Source organism: Qipengyuania sp. JB2-7, assembly GCF_055693485.1.
In genome coordinates this window covers 664,631-682,577 of record NZ_CM146335.1, presented here as the reverse complement: position 1 = coordinate 682,577, position 17,947 = coordinate 664,631, and the positions used below count along the sequence as shown (strand labels likewise).

Sequence of the window (17,947 nt, the reverse complement as noted above, 5' to 3'; positions counted from 1 at the left end):
TCCGTCCGTTTGTGTGGTGCTGCCGCGTTCGCGGCTGACGCAATGCAGTCAGAGTTACCGGTTACGACCTTGGAAGAAGCGGTAGAGCGGGACGGCCAGCACTGCGATGTACCAACCGTAAAGAAAACTGCCGATCGCCCCGGCGATAAAACCGGTAAGCGTGAGCCATTCAAAACCCGGAAGCCACGGCGCCCATGCCTCATGCATGCGGAATTGCTCCGGAGAGAGCAGCCCGAAGCCAACGCAAATGAGATAACTGATCAGAAGAAAGGCACTCAGCGTCCATCCCCAGCTAACGATCGAGGTTTTCAAAGGTGTATCAGACATATCGGACTCCAATTATATTATACTATAGGGGGGTATGGTATCTTGCCAATAAGATTGCAAGAGAAGTAATTCTGGGGGAATGGTCTCGGCCAACGGAGAAATGACGATGAGCGACACGGAAAACAGCAAGTTTGCGAATACGATATCCCGCATGCGGCGGGTCGAGGGGCAGGCTCGCGGTATCGTCAAGATGATGGAGGAAGACCGCTATTGCGTGGACATTCTCCAACAGATCATCGCGCTTGAAGCGGCGGCGCGACAAGCGCGCATCAAGGTCCTCGACATTCACGCAAGACACTGCATCGAAGAAGCGATCGCCTCGGACGATAAGGCTGATCAGTCTGAGAAAGTCGCTGAGCTTGTCGCATTGGTCGAAAAGATGGCCAAATAGAGATTAGTTACACCGCCGAGGCGTGGGGGATTGGGGGAAGGACCCCGGCGGCATCTCATCAGCTATGATCGTGACCCGATTGCGGCTTGTCCTTCTCCGATGCTTCGCGTGCTTCGTCGCGTTTCTCGCCGTGGTCCATCGCCGAGTGATCGCTGCTTGAGTGATCCATGCTCGAATGGTCCATCTGCGAATGGTCGCTGCCTGCATGATCCCTCATCTGACAGGTCATTTTGCCGTCTTCGCCTTTGACCATCACCCCATGCTTCTCTTTGCCATTGTGCATCATCTTGCACATTTGTGCGCGTTTCGTTGCAGTTTCGCGCTCCTGTGCGAGCGCGGGCGATGCCGACAAGCCAAAAGCGATCAGTGTTGCGGTGAGATATTTCATCGTGCTTCTCCGATAGTGTTTGAGTTTCAGGGGTAGGATGCGAACACGCTTTGGCCGCTAGGTCCAAAAGCGATCACATCGAAGGGCTGGATACGGTTTTCGAATTCCATACCGGGCGAGCCGACTGGCATCCCAGGAACGGCCAGCCCCGTGATATCCTCGGGCCGTTCGCGCAGCAGTCGCTCGATCGCATCGGCGGGCACGTGGCCCTCAATGATATAGCCCTCGATTTCCATCGTGTGGCACGACCAGAGCTGTTGCGGTACGCCGCGTTCGGTTTTGATCTTTGCCATTTCGGCCATGTCGACCGAGTCAACCTCGGCATCGACCGCTTTCTCGAAGTAATCTGCCCATTCCAGGCAGCAGCCACAGTTCGGATCGCGAAACATCGTGTAGGTCGCAGCCTGCGCAGCGTTCGAGCAAGCTGCCAGCAGTAGCAATGCGGATGCCACAAACGACCTTCTAGGTTGCACTAAAGACCGGATTCTCATGAGTTTGGGACTTTCTTGGAATATCCGCACCAAAGCGAAATCGCCCCGGTCGCGGTTGGGAAAACGCGCAAGCGCTCAGCATCCTCGAAGATCTCTTGCAGATGTTCTTCGATGAGTCCGTCTGCGTTGGGTTGCGTATCCTCAAGCCCGTCGAGTTGCTGAACAGTCAGTCTGAAAAGCCGGCGCATCAGCGGCGATTCTTGGCGCATATAGTCGGCAATTAGCACCATACCGCCGGGCTTCAGTAGGGCGGCGATCTGCTCGAGGATTGCGCGCTTCTCCTCAGGAGGGACTTGGTGGAGAACGAGGCTGCTTATGATCTTGTTGGGTTGCCAACCCCGGTCGAGATTGAGGGTGTCAACGAAGCCATTGTGCCACTGGATGATGTGAGAGGCGCTGCCGAGTTTTTTCTTGGCGATAGCCAAGACGTCCGGGTCTGGTTCAACCCCCAGAAGTTCAGCTGGCGGGCAGCTCGACATCATCTGGCGCAGCAAGGTGCCTGTTCCGCTGCCGACATCGATCACCTTGTCGAATGGCTTAAGGTCGGCAGCGCGAACTAGGGCGTCACGCCAGGCGCTTTCTCGAGTCAAGATTGCGATAGCCGCGTCGTATAAAGGCGTAAGCCAAGCCTTGCCGAGGGCCGGAGTGAAACTGCGATCGCCGCTTGGCAGGCTCGTGCGGGGCATCACATGACCCCCATATGGTTAGGGCCGTGAACCATTTCGCCGCCGTAGTACCCCTGGACGATGAGCGCCCCGGCGATGATCGTCAGTATCAGCCTGAGCCACCAACGATTTTTGCCCGGTGAACTCAGCCACCAGGCCAACAGGCCCGCCGCAGCAATCGCAGTGCCATTCCAACGATGGATCATCAGCGTTTCGGATCGGTCAGAAAGTCGCCAGCCCGCCGCGAACCAGCCAAAGGCCGCGCTACCAAGACCACCAATTGCACCTGCGGCCACCAGAAAGCGGACTGTGGAATGCAGGCCCAGGTTGGGCCTGACGATCAGCCCGAACTCCGCGAGCGCGGCGACGAGAAACAAGGCAATAGGGAAGTGGGCTGCAATCGGATGTAGTCTGGCCAATAGATCGCTGAACGATGTCAGACGGTTCTCCTCGATCTTTTGTTGCATCATTTGAGCCTCTGACATGGTGCGAGCGCCGTTCGCGCCGTGCATACTTTTATCTGCTCCACCGGTGCCGGGTTCGGTTGTGGCACCGGTGGAGCTGGCTTCCATCATCACCATCTCTTCATCGGACATGTTTGATTTATGGCCTTCGTGCGCGCCGAGAGGCGCGTACTGATATAGCCGCGACCAGAAGAGCAAGGATGGCAAGATGTCGCCGGGTCTGCATAACCCTGATACGCAAGCGCTGAGCCGAGCCCTCAAATTTATTTAAGGGCTTGCGCGAAGTTCAGCGTATAGGTCGGTGTATGGCTACTAAGAGTGTGACATGAGCAGACAACCCTCATTCGATGCCGCTTTGGCATCACTGTCGGAACAGACCGGTTCCGGTGATCCTCATCAGATCATGGACGGAGTGTGGCATCGCGCCGGACAATTGGGTGAAATCGCAGAAAGGCGCCGGCGTGCAGCGCTCTTCTCCGGATTATTCGTCGTTGGACTGGGGGCAGGTTTCGGGGCGAGCGAGGTTCCCCGCAGTCTCGATCCTGGGACAACTATCGCCGTCGCCAGTTTTGATTCAGGCGAACGACTGTCTCCCGCAGCACTTCTCGAAGGCGGGCGCTAGGATTTGAAAACGCAGCACATACTCTTTGCCATCCTGCTGGCAGCCTTCGCTGGTTGCCTAGGTGCCTTTGCATCAGATTATTGGCGCGACGAGGAGCCCAGCGGCGGATTGCACCAGTTTGTTCATGATGAGCTAGAGCTTAGCCCCGAGCAGAACTCGCAGCTTGAAGCTCTCGAAAGCCGCTATGCCGTAGAAAAATCAGAGCTCGAAGCCTCCTTGCGCGCAGCCAATGCCCGGCTTGCAAGGGCAATGGAGGCCGAACACGAATACGGTCCCGAAGTGAGCGCCGCGATCGACGATGTCCACGAAAAGATGGGGGAACTTCAGAAAGCGACGGTGCGGCACGTCTTCGACATGCGCGAATTACTGGATCCCGACCAACAGCTTTTGTTCGACCGTCAGGTCTCCGATGCTCTGACCGACGCTCCGCGCGATTGATTGCTTGTGTCTTCGCACGGAGGCGACCACGAGCCGGGGCTGATCCGGCAGGCTTCTGAGGGAAGCAGGGCAGCATTCAGTGCGCTCGTCGAGCCACATATTGGCCGGCTGTTGGCGCTTGCAGCGCGCATGCTAGGAAGCCGGCAGCACGGCGAAGATGCTGTTCAGGATGGTTTGGCATCCGTCTGGGTTTCGAGGCATCGCCTCGACCCTGAAAGGCCAGTCGGCCCATATCTCACCACGGTGGTCCTCAATAAGTGCCGTGACCGGCTTAGAACCAGAAAAGCGAAACGCTTCTTCGGATTCGGCTCGGTTGACGATGCAGCTCTCATCGTGGATGAAAGCCCAGATCCGGAAAACCGAGCGTCCGCCCGTCAGGAACTTGGTTTGCTTCAAGCCGAAATCGAACGGCTCCCGATCCGCCTGCGCGAAGCCCTTGTGCTGGTGAGCATCGATGGTCGTAGCCAGGCCGAGGCTGCAAGTCTGCTCGGTGTGAGCGAGAAAGCGATCGAAACCCGGGTCTACCGCGCCAGACAACGCCTAAGAGAAAAATTCGATCAATTCTGAGGGATAAGGCCCTTCCGTTCGTAACGAAAGGTAACACCCGTCAGGAGCCTTTCAAGGATGACAATCATAAATCGCAGGAAGTTCCTCGGCACAAGCGCCGGTGGCTTGGGCCTGCTTGGACTTACCGGCGCCATGCCCGCATGGGCGCGCGGCGCAACCAATGGCACTCTCGCGCGAAAGGGCAGCGATGTCCTCACTGGCGAGCGCATGACCATGACGGTGCGCGACGCGGCGCTCAATGCAGGGCGCCGCCACGGTCCTGCCGTGACGGTCAATGGAACCATTCCGGGACCGCTTTTGCGGCTTACGGAAGGGCAAAACCTCATTGTCGATCTCGTCAACGAGAGCTCGATGGACACATCGATCCACTGGCACGGCCTGTTGGTTCCGTTTTTGATGGACGGTGTTCCGGGTGTGACTATGGCTGCTGTCAAACCAGGGGAGCGCTTTCGCTACGAGTTCCCACTTCGGCAGTCGGGCACCTATTGGTGGCATGCCCACACCATGCAGGAACCCATGGGACATTATGGTCCGCTTATCGTCGATCCCAAGGATGGCGATCCGCATAGCTACGACCGGGACTATGTCGTTGTGCTATCGGACTGGTCGCCGATGCATCCCTACACGGTGATGAAAAAGCTGAAAGCGGGCGAAGGCTATTTCAACTACCAGCAAAGAACGCTCACCGACGACTATGCACTGACCGGCGAAGAGCGCCGTATGTGGGCGCGCATGCGGATGATGCCGACCGATATCTCGGATGCGAGCGCTGCTGGGTTTGAGTTTCTAATCAACGGCCATGTGTCGAGCGATAATCTCGAATATCTGTGCAATCCGGGCGAGCGGGTCCGGCTCCGCTTTATCAACGCGGCAGCAATGACCTTCTTCAACATTCGCATTCCAGGCCTGCCGATGACGGTGATCCAGGCCGATGGGCAGAATGTCGATCCTGTCGAAGTCGACGAATTCCAGATCGGTAACGCGGAAACCTATGACGTGATCGTCGAACCGCGTGGCGAGGACGCCTATGCGCTTGTCGCCGAGACTATGGATCGCTCCGGAATGGCGACGGCCATGCTCGCGAGCAGGCCCGGAGCGCGCGCATCGATCCCCGAGTTGCGCGCGCCCCCGCTGCTGACGATGGCGGATATGGGCATGAGCCACGGCTCTTCAGATGACACCGGTACGCACGGCGCGATGGACCATTCAGGCCATAATGCGCATTCCGGCGGCGATACGAGCGGCATGGATCACTCGGGCGGTGAAATGGACATGTCGGGCATGAATATGCGCGACAAATCTGTCGTCCCGCCTTTCGTCGAGGTTGGTCCGGGAGTGGATTCGATCGCTCCCAATCCGGTCGATCGGATGGGTTCGCCCGGTATCGGTCTGTCCGATGTTGGCCACCGGGTCCTGAACTACAAGCAGCTTGTCGCAGCTACGCCCAACGCCGACCATCGCAGGCCGACCCGGATGAAAGAGATCCATCTCACCGGCAACATGGAACGCTATATGTGGTCGTTCGACGGCAAGAAATTCTCAGCTGTTACCGACGATCCGATCCGCTTTGCCTTTAATGAGCGTGTCAGGGTCAAGCTGGTCAACAACACTATGATGGCCCACCCGATCCATCTGCATGGCCATTTCTTCGAGCTTGTGAACGAAGCGCCTAGAGACAGACAGCCCCTAAAGCACACTCTCGTTGTTCAGCCCGGCAGCAGCGCCCAATTCGATCTGACCGCCGACGAACCAGGGGATTGGGCGTTCCATTGTCACCTGCTCTACCACATGCACAGCGGCATGTTTCAAGTGGTCACCGTCCGACCGCTCGGCGGAGGGCAAGGCTGATGCGCTCTGCTCTTTTGTCAGCACCTTTGCTGGTGCTTGCCCAACCTCTCGCCGCCCAGCAGCATAGCGAGCCCGGCCAAGAGCATTCTTCGCAAGGGGATGAGGCGCAGGCTGAAACCTCATTGTCAGACCATACTGACCATTCTGCGGCGGACCACGCGCAGTCTGACGCCGCCCCAGAGCTACCGCAAGATCAAATGGACCATTCCACCCATCAAGGGCATTCGGAGCAAGCTGATGCGGTTGCTCACGCCGGGATGGATGATGGCACGATGGACGAGATGCCGATCCCTCAGGGCCCGCCTCCACCCGAGGCGTTCATCGGTCCAACCTATGCGGTCGATGCGTTCGTCGGCGAGGACGTCATGGCGCAATCGAGAGCACATGTCGCGCGCGAGGTGAGCGGCTTGCCGATCTTCTGGTTCCAGGGAGATCGCGTTGAGTACCGCTCACGCGAAGGCGATGACGGCTACCTCTGGGACGTTCAGGGCTATTACGGCGGTGACTTAGACAAGTTCTGGTTCAAGTCTGAGGGCGAAGGAAGCTTCGGAGAGGCAATTGAAGATGCCGAAGTTCAGGCTCTTTACAGCCGCGCTATTGGGCCGTTCTTTGATCTTCAAGCTGGCGTTAGGCAGGACCTTACCGGACCAACCCGCACCCATGCAGTCATCGGGGTACAAGGTCTGGCGCCCTACGTCTTTGAGGTCGATGCCGCTGCGTTTCTTTCGACCAAGGGCGACTTGACCGCTCGCATCGAAGCCGAAATCGATCAACGCATCACCAACAGGCTCATTCTGCAACCACGGGTAGAGGTCGAGCTCTCCGCGCAGGATATCCCTGAATTGGGTGTTGGATCAGGGATCGATACTTTCGAAGCGGGACTGCGATTGCGCTACGAGTTCGCCCGCGAGTTTGCGCCCTATTTCGGGATCGAGCAGGAATGGAAGCTTGGTAGTAGCCGCGACTTCGCGCTGGCGGAGGGTGAAGATCCCAGCGTTACCAACTATGTGATTGGCGTCAGGTTCTGGTTTTGAAGCAACCTCCGAAGTCTGACTAATCCTACCGACAGTAATAAAATATGTAACCGTCATTCTTCGAATGCGCCGCCCTTGCTATGTTCGGTGCCGGCTTCCTCATGCTTATCCCTTTCCGCATCGCGAAGGATGTCGACTCCGCCATAAAGAGCGATGCCAGCAACCGCGATCCCAACGACGAGATCCGGCCAGTTTGCGCCTGTAAGCATAACGATGATCCCGGCGATGATTATGCCGCCGTTCGATATGAAATCGTTGAAGCTAAAGGTGGTCGCTGCGCGCAGATTGACGTCCTTTTGCTCGAGCTTCTGGAGCATGCGCAGGCAGATGAGGTTCACCACCGCCGCGATGGCGGCCATCGCGATCATCATCAGGCCGCCCGGCTCCGAGCCTTCGATGAAACGCCTGACGGCATCGGCGATAACACCTCCGGCGAGGATCAGGAGCATGATGCCTGAGAAACGCGCGGCCCCTCGTTTCCAGGATTGCGAACGGGTTAGAGCCAGAAGACTGAGCGCGTAGACAAAAGCATCGGATGAATTGTCCAGGCCATTGGCCAAGAGCGCGTTCGAGTCCGCGAAATAGGCGACGACAAAGAAACCAACCGCGATTGCGACGTTGAGCCACAATACGATCCACAATGTGCGTCGCTTGTCCGCCGAATCCAGATCGAAGTCATCGTTGCAGCTCATAGAATTTCCTTTCTGTCATATTGGCCAAGCTCAGGCTCCCTACAATTCTTGGAAAAGATCAGGCTCACAATTGCAGGCAGCACAAACAGTGTAAGCGCCGTCGCCGTAATCAACCCGCCGATCACAACGGTGGCGAGCGGGCGCTGCACCTCGGCACCCGTCCCTGTCGCCAGCGCCATCGGAACGAAGCCGAGCGAGGCGACAAGCGCCGTCATGAGGACCGGACGCAGACGCGCGATAGCGCCTTCGACAATCGCTTCGCTAAGCTCCAAACCCTTTTCGAGCCGTTGCTTGATTGCGGTTATCATGACGAGACCGTTCAAGGTCGCAACGCCTGACAAGGCAATGAAGCCCACGGCTGCCGAGATCGAGAATGGCATGCCTCTCAGGGCCAGGAAGAAGACACCGCCAGCCAGTGCCATCGGAATCGCGCTGAACACCGCTAGCGCCGAGACCCATCCGCCGACCGCCATGTAGAGCAGTAGCAGGATGACCGCAAAGGCGAGCGGAACCACGATCAGTAGACGTTGCTGCGCTTGCTGCAGGTTCTGATACTGCCCGCCCCATTCGATAAACGACGCGGATGGCAGTTCGACGTTTGTGGCCACTTCGGACTGGGCCTGCTCGACAAATGAGCCAAGATCACGCTCCCGCACATTGGCGGATACGATGACCAGTCTTCGTCCCTGTTCGCGGCGGACCTCGGCCAGCCCATCGATGACCTGAAACTCGGCCACCGCGCGCAGCGGAATACTCCCGCCATTCGGGAGGACAATCGGCAAGGTGCCGAGCTGGTCAAAATCGTTGCGATTGGCATCTGACAATCTGACGACCACATCGAACCGGCGGTCGCCTTCGAACACCAGGCCGGCGTTGCGACCGCCAAGCGCGATGGCAACGGACTGGGTCACATCCTCGACGCTTAGCCCGTAGCGCGCGATCGTTGGCCGATCGAAGGCGATATCGAGTGTCGGGAAGCCAGAGACCTGCTGAACCTTTACGTCGGCTGCACCTTCGACGCCATTCAGCACGGCGGCGACTTCGTTCGCAGCGGAAGTCATGGCGGTCAGATCATCTCCGTACAGCTTGACCGCCACATCGCCGCGAACGCCTGCAATGAGCTCGTTGAAGCGCAATTCGATGGGCTGGCTGAACTCATAGAGATTGCCGACAAGGCCGCCCAGCGCCTCCTCCATCTCGCTTACCAGTGCATCCTTGGACAGCGAGGGGTCAGGCCATTCTTCTCGCGGTTTGAGGATCACATAGGCATCCGAAATGTTCGGCGGCATCGGATCGGTTGCGACCTCGGCCGTGCCGGTGCGCGAGAACACTAGCTCAACCTGCGGGAACTGTGTGAGACGTGTCTCGACCTGGCGCTGCATTGTGAGCGACTGCTCGAGCGGAGTAGAGGGGATGCGCAATGACTGCACTGCCAGATCACGCTCGTCGAGTTGCGGCGTAAATTCGCTGCCAATGAAGCTGAAGACCAGCGCTGCAAGTGCAAATACGCCGACACCGGTGCCGATGACCGGCCATGGACGGGCCAGGGCCTTACGCAGCAGTGGACCATAGCGTTCTTTTGCCACGCGAATTGGCTTCACTTCTTTCTCGTTGATTTTTTTGTTCAGCAAGAGAGCGATCATCGCAGGGACAAAAGTCAGTGACAGGATGAAAGCCGAAGCCAGGGCAAGCATGACGGTGATGGCCATGGGCGTGAAGGTTTTGCCCTCAACACCGGTGAAGGTGAGAAGAGGCGCAAAGACCAGAAAGATGATCGCCTGACCGTAGACGGTCGGCTTGATCATCTCATGCGCCGCTGCGCGGGTTTCTGCGAGGCGTTCACGCAGCGTTAGCAAGCGTCCTTCGTGCTCCTGCCTATGGGCAAGGCGTGCGATACTGTTCTCGACAATGATAACAGCACCATCGACGATCAGGCCGAAATCGAGCGCACCAAGGCTCATCAGATTGCCCGATACGCCGAGCCGGTTCATTCCGATGGCTGCCATCAGCATCGAGAGAGGAATGACCAATGCGGCAATGATTGCGGCGCGTATGTTTCCAAGTAGCAGGAACAGCACGACGATAACGAGCAAGGCGCCTTCGACCAGGTTGTTGCGGACCGTCGCGATGGTCGCATCGACCAAAGTGGATCGGTTGTAGACAATCTCAGCCACCACTCCGGCAGGCAGCGATGCGCGAACTTCCTCAAGTCTTTCTGCAGCGCCAGCGGCAACCGTCCGGCTGTTCTCGCCCGCCCGCATCAGAACCGTTCCGACGACCGCTTCATCGCCGTTCAGCGAGGCAGCCCCTGTGCGAAGGTCACCGCCAATTTCGACCGTGGCAATATCGCCAACGCGGATCGGCACGCCTTCGCGGGTCGTCACCACTGCCTGTTCGATGTCCTGAACGGAAGTCAGCCGGGAATCGACACGTGCCAGAAGCGCTTCGCCAGCACGTTCGACAAAATTGGCGCCTTCCGCCTGGTTTGCCGCTTCAAGCGCAACAATCAGTTGATCGAGCGAGAGGCCGTAGCCCGTGAGACGATCGGGGTCTGGTTGTACTAGATATTGCTTTGCAAAGCCGCCGATGGAGTCCACGCCTGCGACGCCGTCGGCAGACCGCATCAATGGCGCAACCACCCAATCCTGCACCGTGCGCAGATAGGCAGCTCTGGCAAGCTCGGTGTCGAGCTTTTCGCCTCGGTCGGTGACGAAGCTGCCGTCGTTCTGCCAGCCAACCGAGCCGCCTGTTGGCGCATCTGTCCCGTCCGGATGCTCGAACTCGATTGTATACATCAAAACTTCGCCAAGGCCGGTCGCAATCGGGCCCATGGACGGTTCCGCACCTGCGGGAAGCGAAGAGGCCAGATTGGCAAGCCGTTCTTCAACCTGCGAGCGCGCAAAGTAGATGTCGGTGCCTTCCTCGAAAATCGCGGAGACCTGACTGAAGCCGTTGCGCGAGATCGAGCGGGTCATTTCAAGCCCGTCGATACCGGCAAGGCCTGTCTCAACCGGGAATGTGACCTGCGTTTCAATTTGTGAAGGGGAAAGCGCCGGGGCTTCGGTGTTGATCTGCACCTGAACATTGGTGATGTCCGGCACCGCATCAATCGGCAGTTTCGCAAGATTGAAGGCGCCCCAGATGGCTACACCTAGAGCAAGGGCCACGACCGCCCAGCGATTGCGCACCGACCAGTCAAGGACGCCGCCAATCAATCCGCCATTGCCATTTGCTTCGGTTCCGGAGCTGTCGTTTGAACGATCAATGTCCATCTTCAGCCTCCTCTTTTCCGAGTTCGGCTTTCAGAAGAAACGCGTTCTCCGCCGCGATCCGCTGGCCTTCTTGCAGGCCGGACACGATCGTGATGCGTCCGCCCGAGCGTGAACCCGTCACAACAGGCGTTGCCTGAAAGCCAGTCTGGGTGCGGACGAACACGACTTCGCGCCCTTCGACCATCTGAACGGCAGCCTCAGGCACCGAGATGGCAGTCGCATCGGTCTCTCCGGAAGGCCGAATACGCGCCTGCAAGAATGCGCCCGGCTGCAATCCCTCGACCGCTCCGGCTAGGGTGATGATGGCGGTTGCGGTTCGGCTCTCAGGGTCGAGCGCCGGAGTAACCGAACGCACCCGCCCACCGATTTCGCGGTCTTCGCCAAGCTCCAGCGTTGCCTCGTCTCCGGGTTTTATCCTTGCCGCATCGCTTGTTGGCAGGGCGACTTGCACCTGCAAGCCGCTCGCGTTCACGATCTGAAACATTTCCTCGCCAGCCGAGACATACGAACCCAATACGATGGGAGCGGCCGTGATCTGCCCGGAAATCGGGCTGGTTACGGCAAGCGACCGACCATCACCACTGACTCCGGCAGCAGAAGCTGCCGCTTGTGCACGCGACAATTCTGACCTTGCAACTTGCAAATTGGCCTGCGCAGCTTCCAGGTCCTGCCGAGCCGTTACATTGGCTTCGAACAACCGCCTTTCGCGGTCGTAGAGCGCGGACAGTTCATTTACCCGCGCTCGCGCAGTTGCGACCTGTGACGCCAGACCGGCGGCATCGGCGCTTTCGATCCGAGCAATCGCCTCACCCCGCCGGACATAGTCGCCAAGCGTCCTATTCACGCTCCGCACGACCCCCGAGGCACGCGCATCGATCCGCGCGCTGGCATTCGGTGCCGCTGCGACCGTAGCGGGGAATACGAGCTCTGTAGCAGCGCCAAATTGAACAGCTTCGATTTCGATGGAGGAAGCCTCGATCTGCTCTTCGCTAATCTGCAAAGCGCCTTCGGAAGCTTCGGTTTCTTTACCGCCTTCCTCTTCGCTATGCCCTTCTTCGCCATGTTCTTCATTCGAATGACCGTCCGCCCCTCCCGGCCAGAAAGCCCAGGCGGCGACTGCTAAAAGAACAAGAATGCCGATAATTGCGATAAGCTGGTTACGTTTCATGGGAATACGCCTCACTGTGCGGTGAGCCAGATGAGCCGTGCCGCGAGCAGGCCGCGGGACTCTTCTGCCTGAATCAGATTTTCACGAATGGCGTCGCGCGCTTCGGCCGCTGCGAGGACTTCGATCAGCGGGAATCTACCGTTGCGGTAGCCGATCTCGACAAGCCTAAGAGCTTCCTCGGCCTGCGGCAGCGATGCGCTGGAAAGGGTTTCCACCCGCGTTTCGGCGGCCAGATACAGCGTTCGCGTCCGCTCGAACTCCACGCGGTAGTCCGCCTCGGCTATCGCCTCGCTCGCGCTTGCCGCGCGGTATTGCGCTTCAGCGGCTGCGATGTTGCCCTGGTTACGGTTGCGAAAGGGAAGCGGAATGGAAATCCCGACGATGAAGGCTTGATCGTTGCTTTCCTCAAAACGGCGCACGCCTGCCGACAGCGTTGGGTCGGGAACGCCAAGCGAGCGCTCACGCGCAATTTCGGCTTCAGCAAAGCTGGTTTGCGCGCCCGCAATGCGCAGTTGCAACGGATCTTCGGAAACCGGCGGCGCGAGGGGCGGCGACAGGTCAGGAAAGACGTTCGATACTGCGGGATTGGGCTGTCCGGATACCCAAAGAGCCGCGAGCGCCTGACGTGCTGCTAAATCGTCTGCTTGTGCAGCCTGCAATTCGGCTTCCGCCTCGGCAAGCGTAGCTTGTGCACGCATAGCTCGAAGCGGCGGCTCCCGCCCGACCTCTACAAGGACGTTGGCGATCCGCGTCAGTTCACGGTTTCGCTCGACGATTTCCCGCGCGAGAACGAGGCGTTGGCCTGCGGCTACAGCTCCAACATAACGCTCGCGCACCCCCAAAGCGAGTTGCGACAAAGCAAATTCGGTCTGCAAACCGGTGAAGTCGGCTGATGCCCGTGCACTCGCGATGCGCGCCCTTCGTTTGCCGCCGAGTTCGAGCTGCTGACCGATCGCCAGAGTATATTCGGTCGATCGCAGCCCGGAGAAAGCCCCGGAGCCCGCGATATTCTCGGCCTCAAGCGATAGCTCGGGGTTGGGCCGAAGCCGCGCCTGGTCGATGGCCGCACGCGCGGCTTCCGCTTCCGCCTGCGGGCCGTAGACGCGCGGATTACTGGTCGAACTTGTTCCCTCTTGACCGTCAACGCCCGCTCTGGCGAGCGCTTCATCGAGGGTAATTGTTGTTTCCTGTGCCGATATCGGCAAACCCGTGCTCACGGCAATCAAGGCCGCGGCCAGTGCAATGCACCGCATTTCTTATCTCCTGACTGAAACCAATCGAGCGCGCTCGAAAGCGAGCTCGCAAATGATTGTCGGTCAGGCTTTGGGAGGCTGTATCAGGACTGGGGGAGCACAGGAGGCGAGCGATGACGTGGCAAGCGGGCCCCTCAGGTTATCCGAACTCCAGAAAGGTGTTCGCAGGAGCACGCTGGTGTCAGCGAGACTAAAACTACAATTGTGATGGTGCGTTGCCGAATGGTCCTGTCCATCATGGTCTGGCGTTGCATCGTTCGTGTCAAAATGGTCCGCGCCATGCGCGTAAATATGATCTGCTGCATGAGCGAAGCTTTCACCTTCCCCGGCATGCACGTCCGGGAGAGACAGTACACTGCTGAATAGGATCGCTAATACCGCGAGAAAAGGCAAAATCTTGCGCGTCACTTCAGCGAACATCTTAGAAACACGTGAAGATTTATACAAGTTTATATCAATCATGGAACTTGGATGGCTGAAAATGCTCATAGTTGATCGTGCTCCAATCCACGCGCCGCCCATAGCCCTATGCCGCCAAACAATATCTCGATAAGAGCTTCACGCAGCGGTTGGAAGGCGAGGAGCTCTGCGCCTTCAATTGAAACAGCGGCAACTCTGCTAAATCCCACGCAGATAAAGATTGCTGCAGCGATCAGGCTTCGTTGGCGCGGAGAGAGATTGATGCGATCTCCGAGAATTAAAACGCAGCCTATTCCTATCTCACCGCCTCCGATCATGGCGCGCATAGCCACGCGCGCAGATGGCTGGTCGAGCCCAATGGCATAGTAGCTCATGATTTCCGGCTGAATGAGAGTTACTATTCCGAGCGCGAGAAAAATGCAGCCCGCAAAAGAAGGGTAAACACGGCCAAGGATCTCGATGAAGATGGCTCATCACAGAAACCGCCTGTATTTGGCGTTTGTAGTCCAGATAGTCCTGGCCGTATTGCTGCTCCAACCATGGTTCCTCGAATACAGGGGCAAGCAAATACATGGTCGCCCAGAGCGCCAATAATATCCAGACAAGCAACGTGTTGGCGAGCAGGCCCCAACCAATCATGCCGACCCATGTTGCGACGTAAACAGGGTTCCTGCTTATCCTGAACCAACCTTCTGTTTTCAGGCCGTGCTTTTCGCCAAAGGCATTGCGCCAGCCCATCTGGAACGTGATCCAGAATGCGAGTGCAAAGCCGACAACCAACAGCACTAGGCCCACAGTATATTGGAGCACAGCATAAGCGGGAGCCACAGATGCAAAGTCGAAAAGGGAAAGCGCCAGCAATGGGTAAAGGAACAGGCGAAACAGCGCCATGAAGGTGCGGTGCTGCCAACTGTTTCCTGAAGGGGGCGGGAAGAACTGAAACTTTCCGCTCAAGACTGCAAAAATGGAAAGCCCGATTATCGTGCAAATCGAGCTGGCCGCTAATCCGAACAAACTCCAAGACACCCATGAAGGCAGGTCAATCATGTGCAGCACTCCTACAACCAGCGCCGCGTCTGCTTGCGGTAGGCTGTAAATGCGCTACCGAAATTCTGCTCCAGAACTCGCTCTTCAGGGATTATCTGGAGGAGCGTGATAGAGAGGGCGTAGAGAATTGGTCCACTGAATGCTGCGAGGTTTTGGAGGGCCAAGGCTCCACCCACAAGCACGAGTAGCATACCCAGATACATCGGGTTTCTCGTAAAACGGTACAAACCTGTTGTGACGAGCTGTTCGGCTTGCTCAGGCGTGATCGGATTTACCGTTGTGTTCGCCTTCCCAAACGAACGAACTGCCAAGAAGAGCACCAGCGCTCCCGCCGCAATGACCGGAACCGATAGCCAAAAGAGAGGCATTGATCCGTAAGCAAGCACGGGCAGGTTTGTCGCCAGAATATGGCCAGCAAGGCCATAGAACGCGAACTGCATCAGGGGCGGGAAATACAGCTTTCTCTGTTTCTTGGATCGCTCTGAAATCTGGGTTTGAGGCATTTTTCGACTCGCTTGATTATGATTCTGAATCAAGTGATACAGGCTACAGCGACTGTAGAGGCAAGCGGGAAAAGCACATTCTTATGAAACCGATGACAATTGGCCGTCTTTCAAGTGCGGCAAAGGTCAAAGTGACCACCATTCGATATTACGAAAGTATCGGCTTGATGGGCACGCCAGACCGCAGCGCAAGTGGGCAAAGGCTCTATGGCAGCGTCGATGTGGAACGCCTCTCATTTGTGAGGCATGCCCGCGAACTCGGCTTTTCGATGGACGCAATCAAAGACTTGATTGGATTGCAGACTGAACCAGACCAAGACTGCTCGGCAGTTGACACAATCGCTCAGAAGCAACTTGCCGAAGTTCAAAAGCGGCTGGCACAGCTAGAGGCTCTGGAACGCGAGCTGAAACGCATGATCGAAAATTGCAGGGGCGGTAAAGTCGGCGGATGCCAGGTCATGGCGGCGATCAATGACCACTCTGAATGCGCAACCGACAAGCACGAGCGCTTGAAGCCGCTTTGAAGTAAAGCCGTTCTCACATTTGTTAGAAGGCGCTCCAAGCGGTGACCTTGGGCTCTAAGCTAACGTCCGCAATTGGGTCAGCACTGGAATGACCGCGAGCTCGAGGCAAAGGCTAGTTGAGCTTACCTGCGATCCACTCGTCGAGGTCGTCCTCAGACCAAGCCACGGCATGCCCACCCAGTTGCACAGGCTTGGGGAACCTACCCTCACTCATCCAGCGATAAATCGTTGAACGGCCAAGCCCGACCCGGCTCATCACTTCTGGAAGACGAATGAGACGTGTCACGCGGCGCGGCTCGGTCAGTCTTTTTTCTAAATGCTCACCCATGATGACCTCCTTCGGCCACTGCAAAGACATCTCCGAGCAACACATCCTTCCGCTCGAGCTCATCAATATGATCAGACAGCAGCCGCGCAACACGGTGCGCAGTGCCTTTGGCCCAGCGGGGCCTTACATCTTGTAGCCGGCCCCCAAGCTCGCAAGCCAAGGCTATCGGCAGAGCGGTCAGGAAGCCTTCCAGAAACCGACCAATCTCGGTCCCCTGCCATTCTGCCGACTGATCGGCATCGGTGAGCAAGAACATCAACAGAGCTTGCTGCGGGCTAACGCCGCTGGCCTGAAGGATTCTGAGCTGCTTCACCCAATGTCGCCGAACGCTTACCGTTGAGAACGCGTCGCAAGGCATCTTTATGGATCTGCGCATCGCGCGCGATGTCACAGCGAGTGCGACCGCTTGCTTTGACGGCCCCGATCAGCAGCCGTGCCAGATCAATACGGGTCTGTTCTTCGGAAAGCTGCACCATGTCAGTCATTGCCGATTCCTTTCTTCCTTGGGCTTTGGTCTCAGGAACGGGCTATCGATGTAGGAAGGGTGTAGGAAATAGAAAAGAACATAGATAGAACACATAGGAAGTACCGAATCAGTCAGTGCTCCTGATTCGCGCGAATTTCGGTAACTTCAACGCACAATCCGGTACGTACTGCGCGCTAACCGGCACAAAGCTCTCGATTTGACGGGCTGTCGGCTCAGTTTCTGGCCTTGATCCCTCCCATTGCTGAATTTTGCTTGGTGCAGGCCATCAATTCTCAGTTTCGCTTTTCCTACACCCTGCCACTCAATCGAGGAAAGAACATACAGCGAACACATCGCTGCTTCTTGTTCCCAATGGAGTTCCTCGATGACCAAGACCCTTACTCTCCCCCCAAAGGCCAAAAGCAACGTTCGGACACGCGATTATATCGTCCCGGCAGCCGTTGCCCTGGCCTGTGCCGGCGCGGCCTATGCCGGCGCTGATACGACCTTCGATCCCGCGCTGCAGAAGTTCACAGACTTCCTCGAAGGCTCCGGCGGTAAGATCATTACCGTCCTTAGCCTCGCCGGTGGCCTCATCGCGCTGGCCTCAGGCCGTTTCGCGCTTGGCCAGGTCGCTGTGCCTGTGGGCGTTGGCATCGGCGTTGGCACGGGTGTGCCGATCGTCACCTCTGTCGTGACCGCGACCATCTGATCGCTGGTTACGCTGAAAGGAGGGCGGCATGGCCGACACATACCTGGTGCCTCAAAGACTCGATGATCCGGAGCTGATTGGCTTTTGGACAATCGATGAGTTTGCGGGGCTGCTGATCCCGTTCGCTTGGGGCATTCTAGCGCAGCACATCATCATTGGGACTGGCCTCGCGGTACGTGACCTAGTTCGCTCTTCGGAAAGCGAAAAGATCTGGTGCAAGCTCAAAATTGGTGCACGCTGCCTATTGGTATTTGCCGGGGAGTTTCCTCGGATTGAAAGCCACGCCGCCCTCCCATTGCCGCCTGCTTGCCGGCTGAGGGAGGGCAC

23 protein-coding genes and 1 pseudogene are annotated in these 17,947 nt (G+C 57.7%); 9 read left to right on the top strand and 15 right to left on the bottom strand.

Annotated features, from left to right (window positions below; translation table 11 throughout):
* Nucleotides 1-54: 54 nt before the first annotated feature.
* Nucleotides 55-327 carry a hypothetical protein gene (locus tag ACZ1GM_RS03350; protein ID WP_472677753.1) on the bottom strand — a complete coding sequence of 91 codons (273 nt, stop codon included), beginning with the start codon at nucleotides 325-327 and terminating at the stop codon, nucleotides 55-57.
* A 106-nt stretch (nucleotides 328-433) separates the two neighbouring features.
* On the opposite strand from ACZ1GM_RS03350, the gene ACZ1GM_RS03345 reads away from it, so the two are divergent.
* Entirely contained in the window at nucleotides 434-718 is a 285-nt protein-coding gene (locus tag ACZ1GM_RS03345; protein WP_472677752.1) for a metal-sensitive transcriptional regulator, read from the top strand.
* A 58-nt stretch (nucleotides 719-776) separates the two neighbouring features.
* Here ACZ1GM_RS03345 and ACZ1GM_RS03340 read toward each other — a convergent pair whose 3' ends face one another.
* From ACZ1GM_RS03340 to ACZ1GM_RS03325, 4 genes are read right to left on the bottom strand one after another with little or no spacing between them, the layout of a single operon-like run.
* The gene (locus tag ACZ1GM_RS03340; RefSeq protein ID WP_472677751.1) at nucleotides 777-1,106 is read right to left on the bottom strand and encodes a hypothetical protein; all 330 of its coding nucleotides are present in this window, start codon (nucleotides 1,104-1,106) and stop codon (nucleotides 777-779) included.
* A gap of 26 nt (nucleotides 1,107-1,132) precedes the next feature.
* Nucleotides 1,133-1,597 (bottom strand): DUF411 domain-containing protein, encoded by a 465-nt coding sequence (locus tag ACZ1GM_RS03335; protein ID WP_472677750.1) that lies wholly within the window; start codon nucleotides 1,595-1,597, stop codon nucleotides 1,133-1,135.
* Entirely contained in the window at nucleotides 1,594-2,283 is a 690-nt protein-coding gene (locus ACZ1GM_RS03330; RefSeq protein WP_472677749.1) for a class I SAM-dependent methyltransferase, read from the bottom strand. The genes ACZ1GM_RS03335 and ACZ1GM_RS03330 overlap by 4 nt, the downstream gene beginning before the upstream one ends.
* A complete protein-coding gene (locus ACZ1GM_RS03325; protein ID WP_472677748.1) occupies nucleotides 2,283-2,858 on the bottom strand; it encodes a DUF2231 domain-containing protein in 576 nt (191 codons plus the stop codon). The genes ACZ1GM_RS03330 and ACZ1GM_RS03325 overlap by 1 nt, the downstream gene beginning before the upstream one ends.
* 193 nt (nucleotides 2,859-3,051) lie before the next feature.
* Between ACZ1GM_RS03325 and ACZ1GM_RS03320 the strand changes: the two genes are divergently transcribed.
* The 5 genes from ACZ1GM_RS03320 (at nucleotide 3,052) to ACZ1GM_RS03300 (ending at nucleotide 7,235) form a co-directional block, all read left to right on the top strand.
* On the top strand, nucleotides 3,052-3,348 hold the full coding sequence (locus ACZ1GM_RS03320; protein ID WP_472677747.1) for a hypothetical protein: 297 nt from the start codon (nucleotides 3,052-3,054) through the stop codon (nucleotides 3,346-3,348).
* Between the two features lie 3 nt (nucleotides 3,349-3,351).
* A complete protein-coding gene (locus ACZ1GM_RS03315) occupies nucleotides 3,352-3,786 on the top strand; it encodes a Spy/CpxP family protein refolding chaperone (protein ID WP_472677746.1) in 435 nt (144 codons plus the stop codon).
* Between the two features lie 129 nt (nucleotides 3,787-3,915).
* The gene (locus tag ACZ1GM_RS03310) at nucleotides 3,916-4,353 is read left to right on the top strand and encodes an RNA polymerase sigma factor (RefSeq protein ID WP_472677745.1); all 438 of its coding nucleotides are present in this window, start codon (nucleotides 3,916-3,918) and stop codon (nucleotides 4,351-4,353) included.
* 57 nt (nucleotides 4,354-4,410) lie between these two features.
* Nucleotides 4,411-6,201 carry a copper resistance system multicopper oxidase gene (locus ACZ1GM_RS03305; RefSeq protein WP_472677744.1) on the top strand — a complete coding sequence of 597 codons (1,791 nt, stop codon included), beginning with the start codon at nucleotides 4,411-4,413 and terminating at the stop codon, nucleotides 6,199-6,201.
* Entirely contained in the window at nucleotides 6,201-7,235 is a 1,035-nt protein-coding gene (locus ACZ1GM_RS03300) for a copper resistance protein B (RefSeq protein ID WP_472677743.1), read from the top strand. Before ACZ1GM_RS03305 ends, ACZ1GM_RS03300 begins: the two co-directional genes overlap by 1 nt.
* Nucleotides 7,236-7,288: 53 nt before the next feature.
* Here ACZ1GM_RS03300 and ACZ1GM_RS03295 read toward each other — a convergent pair whose 3' ends face one another.
* The 7 genes from ACZ1GM_RS03295 to ACZ1GM_RS03265 form a co-directional block, all read right to left on the bottom strand.
* Nucleotides 7,289-7,927: a cation diffusion facilitator family transporter gene (locus ACZ1GM_RS03295; RefSeq protein ID WP_472677742.1), complete on the bottom strand. Its 639-nt coding sequence runs from the start codon at nucleotides 7,925-7,927 to the stop codon at nucleotides 7,289-7,291.
* Nucleotides 7,924-11,142 (bottom strand): efflux RND transporter permease subunit, encoded by a 3,219-nt coding sequence (locus ACZ1GM_RS03290; RefSeq protein WP_472678619.1) that lies wholly within the window; start codon nucleotides 11,140-11,142, stop codon nucleotides 7,924-7,926. The genes ACZ1GM_RS03295 and ACZ1GM_RS03290 overlap by 4 nt, the downstream gene beginning before the upstream one ends.
* A gap of 46 nt (nucleotides 11,143-11,188) precedes the next feature.
* Nucleotides 11,189-12,367 carry an efflux RND transporter periplasmic adaptor subunit gene (locus tag ACZ1GM_RS03285; protein ID WP_472677741.1) on the bottom strand — a complete coding sequence of 393 codons (1,179 nt, stop codon included), beginning with the start codon at nucleotides 12,365-12,367 and terminating at the stop codon, nucleotides 11,189-11,191.
* Between the two features lie 11 nt (nucleotides 12,368-12,378).
* Nucleotides 12,379-13,620: a TolC family protein gene (locus ACZ1GM_RS03280; RefSeq protein ID WP_472677740.1), complete on the bottom strand. Its 1,242-nt coding sequence runs from the start codon at nucleotides 13,618-13,620 to the stop codon at nucleotides 12,379-12,381.
* A 485-nt stretch (nucleotides 13,621-14,105) separates the two neighbouring features.
* The gene (locus ACZ1GM_RS03275; protein ID WP_472677739.1) at nucleotides 14,106-14,414 is read right to left on the bottom strand and encodes a hypothetical protein; all 309 of its coding nucleotides are present in this window, start codon (nucleotides 14,412-14,414) and stop codon (nucleotides 14,106-14,108) included.
* Nucleotides 14,341-15,087, bottom strand: coding sequence for a methyltransferase family protein (locus tag ACZ1GM_RS03270; RefSeq protein ID WP_472677738.1), 747 nt, complete (start codon nucleotides 15,085-15,087; stop codon nucleotides 14,341-14,343). Before ACZ1GM_RS03270 ends, ACZ1GM_RS03275 begins: the two co-directional genes overlap by 74 nt.
* Before the next feature lie 11 nt (nucleotides 15,088-15,098).
* Nucleotides 15,099-15,590, bottom strand: coding sequence for a methyltransferase family protein (locus ACZ1GM_RS03265; RefSeq protein ID WP_472677737.1), 492 nt, complete (start codon nucleotides 15,588-15,590; stop codon nucleotides 15,099-15,101).
* A gap of 83 nt (nucleotides 15,591-15,673) precedes the next feature.
* Here ACZ1GM_RS03265 and ACZ1GM_RS03260 point away from each other — a divergent pair, with 83 nt between their 5' ends.
* On the top strand, nucleotides 15,674-16,114 hold the full coding sequence (locus tag ACZ1GM_RS03260; protein WP_472677736.1) for a MerR family transcriptional regulator: 441 nt from the start codon (nucleotides 15,674-15,676) through the stop codon (nucleotides 16,112-16,114).
* 112 nt (nucleotides 16,115-16,226) lie between these two features.
* On the opposite strand, the gene ACZ1GM_RS03255 is transcribed toward ACZ1GM_RS03260, so the two are convergent.
* The 3 genes from ACZ1GM_RS03255 to ACZ1GM_RS03245 are packed head-to-tail and all read right to left on the bottom strand — an operon-like array spanning nucleotide 16,227 to nucleotide 16,927.
* Nucleotides 16,227-16,442, bottom strand: coding sequence for a helix-turn-helix transcriptional regulator (locus ACZ1GM_RS03255; protein WP_472677735.1), 216 nt, complete (start codon nucleotides 16,440-16,442; stop codon nucleotides 16,227-16,229).
* Entirely contained in the window at nucleotides 16,435-16,755 is a 321-nt protein-coding gene (locus ACZ1GM_RS03250) for a hypothetical protein (RefSeq protein ID WP_472677734.1), read from the bottom strand. The genes ACZ1GM_RS03255 and ACZ1GM_RS03250 overlap by 8 nt, the downstream gene beginning before the upstream one ends.
* Nucleotides 16,718-16,927: a hypothetical protein gene (locus ACZ1GM_RS03245; protein ID WP_472677733.1), complete on the bottom strand. Its 210-nt coding sequence runs from the start codon at nucleotides 16,925-16,927 to the stop codon at nucleotides 16,718-16,720. The genes ACZ1GM_RS03250 and ACZ1GM_RS03245 overlap by 38 nt, the downstream gene beginning before the upstream one ends.
* Nucleotides 16,928-17,293: 366 nt before the next feature.
* On the opposite strand from ACZ1GM_RS03245, the gene ACZ1GM_RS03240 reads away from it, so the two are divergent.
* On the top strand, nucleotides 17,294-17,620 hold the full coding sequence (locus ACZ1GM_RS03240; protein WP_472677732.1) for a hypothetical protein: 327 nt from the start codon (nucleotides 17,294-17,296) through the stop codon (nucleotides 17,618-17,620).
* A gap of 28 nt (nucleotides 17,621-17,648) precedes the next feature.
* Nucleotides 17,649-17,937: pseudogene (gene traL, locus ACZ1GM_RS03235) on the top strand (type IV conjugative transfer system protein TraL).
* Nucleotides 17,938-17,947: the final 10 nt, after the last annotated feature.

Bases quoted from the DNA above. Each gene is read 5' to 3' on its own strand.
- ACZ1GM_RS03350 (WP_472677753.1), bottom strand. From the start codon at position 327: ATGTCTGATACACCTTTGAAAACCTCGATCGTTAGCTGGGGATGGACG.
- ACZ1GM_RS03275 (WP_472677739.1), bottom strand. From the start codon at position 14,414: ATGAGCTACTATGCCATTGGGCTCGACCAGCCATCTGCGCGCGTGGCT.
- ACZ1GM_RS03300 (WP_472677743.1), top strand. From the start codon at position 6,201: ATGCGCTCTGCTCTTTTGTCAGCACCTTTGCTGGTGCTTGCCCAACCT.
- ACZ1GM_RS03305 (WP_472677744.1), top strand. From the start codon at position 4,411: ATGACAATCATAAATCGCAGGAAGTTCCTCGGCACAAGCGCCGGTGGC.
- ACZ1GM_RS03265 (WP_472677737.1), bottom strand. From the start codon at position 15,590: ATGCCTCAAACCCAGATTTCAGAGCGATCCAAGAAACAGAGAAAGCTG.
- ACZ1GM_RS03240 (WP_472677732.1), top strand. From the start codon at position 17,294: ATGACCAAGACCCTTACTCTCCCCCCAAAGGCCAAAAGCAACGTTCGG.
- ACZ1GM_RS03260 (WP_472677736.1), top strand. From the start codon at position 15,674: ATGAAACCGATGACAATTGGCCGTCTTTCAAGTGCGGCAAAGGTCAAA.
- ACZ1GM_RS03325 (WP_472677748.1), bottom strand. From the start codon at position 2,858: ATGTCCGATGAAGAGATGGTGATGATGGAAGCCAGCTCCACCGGTGCC.
- ACZ1GM_RS03320 (WP_472677747.1), top strand. From the start codon at position 3,052: ATGAGCAGACAACCCTCATTCGATGCCGCTTTGGCATCACTGTCGGAA.
- ACZ1GM_RS03245 (WP_472677733.1), bottom strand. From the start codon at position 16,927: ATGACTGACATGGTGCAGCTTTCCGAAGAACAGACCCGTATTGATCTG.
- ACZ1GM_RS03280 (WP_472677740.1), bottom strand. From the start codon at position 13,620: ATGCGGTGCATTGCACTGGCCGCGGCCTTGATTGCCGTGAGCACGGGT.
- ACZ1GM_RS03270 (WP_472677738.1), bottom strand. From the start codon at position 15,087: ATGATTGACCTGCCTTCATGGGTGTCTTGGAGTTTGTTCGGATTAGCG.
- ACZ1GM_RS03345 (WP_472677752.1), top strand. From the start codon at position 434: ATGAGCGACACGGAAAACAGCAAGTTTGCGAATACGATATCCCGCATG.
- ACZ1GM_RS03310 (WP_472677745.1), top strand. From the start codon at position 3,916: ATGCTAGGAAGCCGGCAGCACGGCGAAGATGCTGTTCAGGATGGTTTG.
- ACZ1GM_RS03255 (WP_472677735.1), bottom strand. From the start codon at position 16,442: ATGGGTGAGCATTTAGAAAAAAGACTGACCGAGCCGCGCCGCGTGACA.
- ACZ1GM_RS03335 (WP_472677750.1), bottom strand. From the start codon at position 1,597: ATGAGAATCCGGTCTTTAGTGCAACCTAGAAGGTCGTTTGTGGCATCC.
- ACZ1GM_RS03340 (WP_472677751.1), bottom strand. From the start codon at position 1,106: ATGAAATATCTCACCGCAACACTGATCGCTTTTGGCTTGTCGGCATCG.
- ACZ1GM_RS03285 (WP_472677741.1), bottom strand. From the start codon at position 12,367: ATGAAACGTAACCAGCTTATCGCAATTATCGGCATTCTTGTTCTTTTA.
- ACZ1GM_RS03295 (WP_472677742.1), bottom strand. From the start codon at position 7,927: ATGAGCTGCAACGATGACTTCGATCTGGATTCGGCGGACAAGCGACGC.
- ACZ1GM_RS03330 (WP_472677749.1), bottom strand. From the start codon at position 2,283: ATGCCCCGCACGAGCCTGCCAAGCGGCGATCGCAGTTTCACTCCGGCC.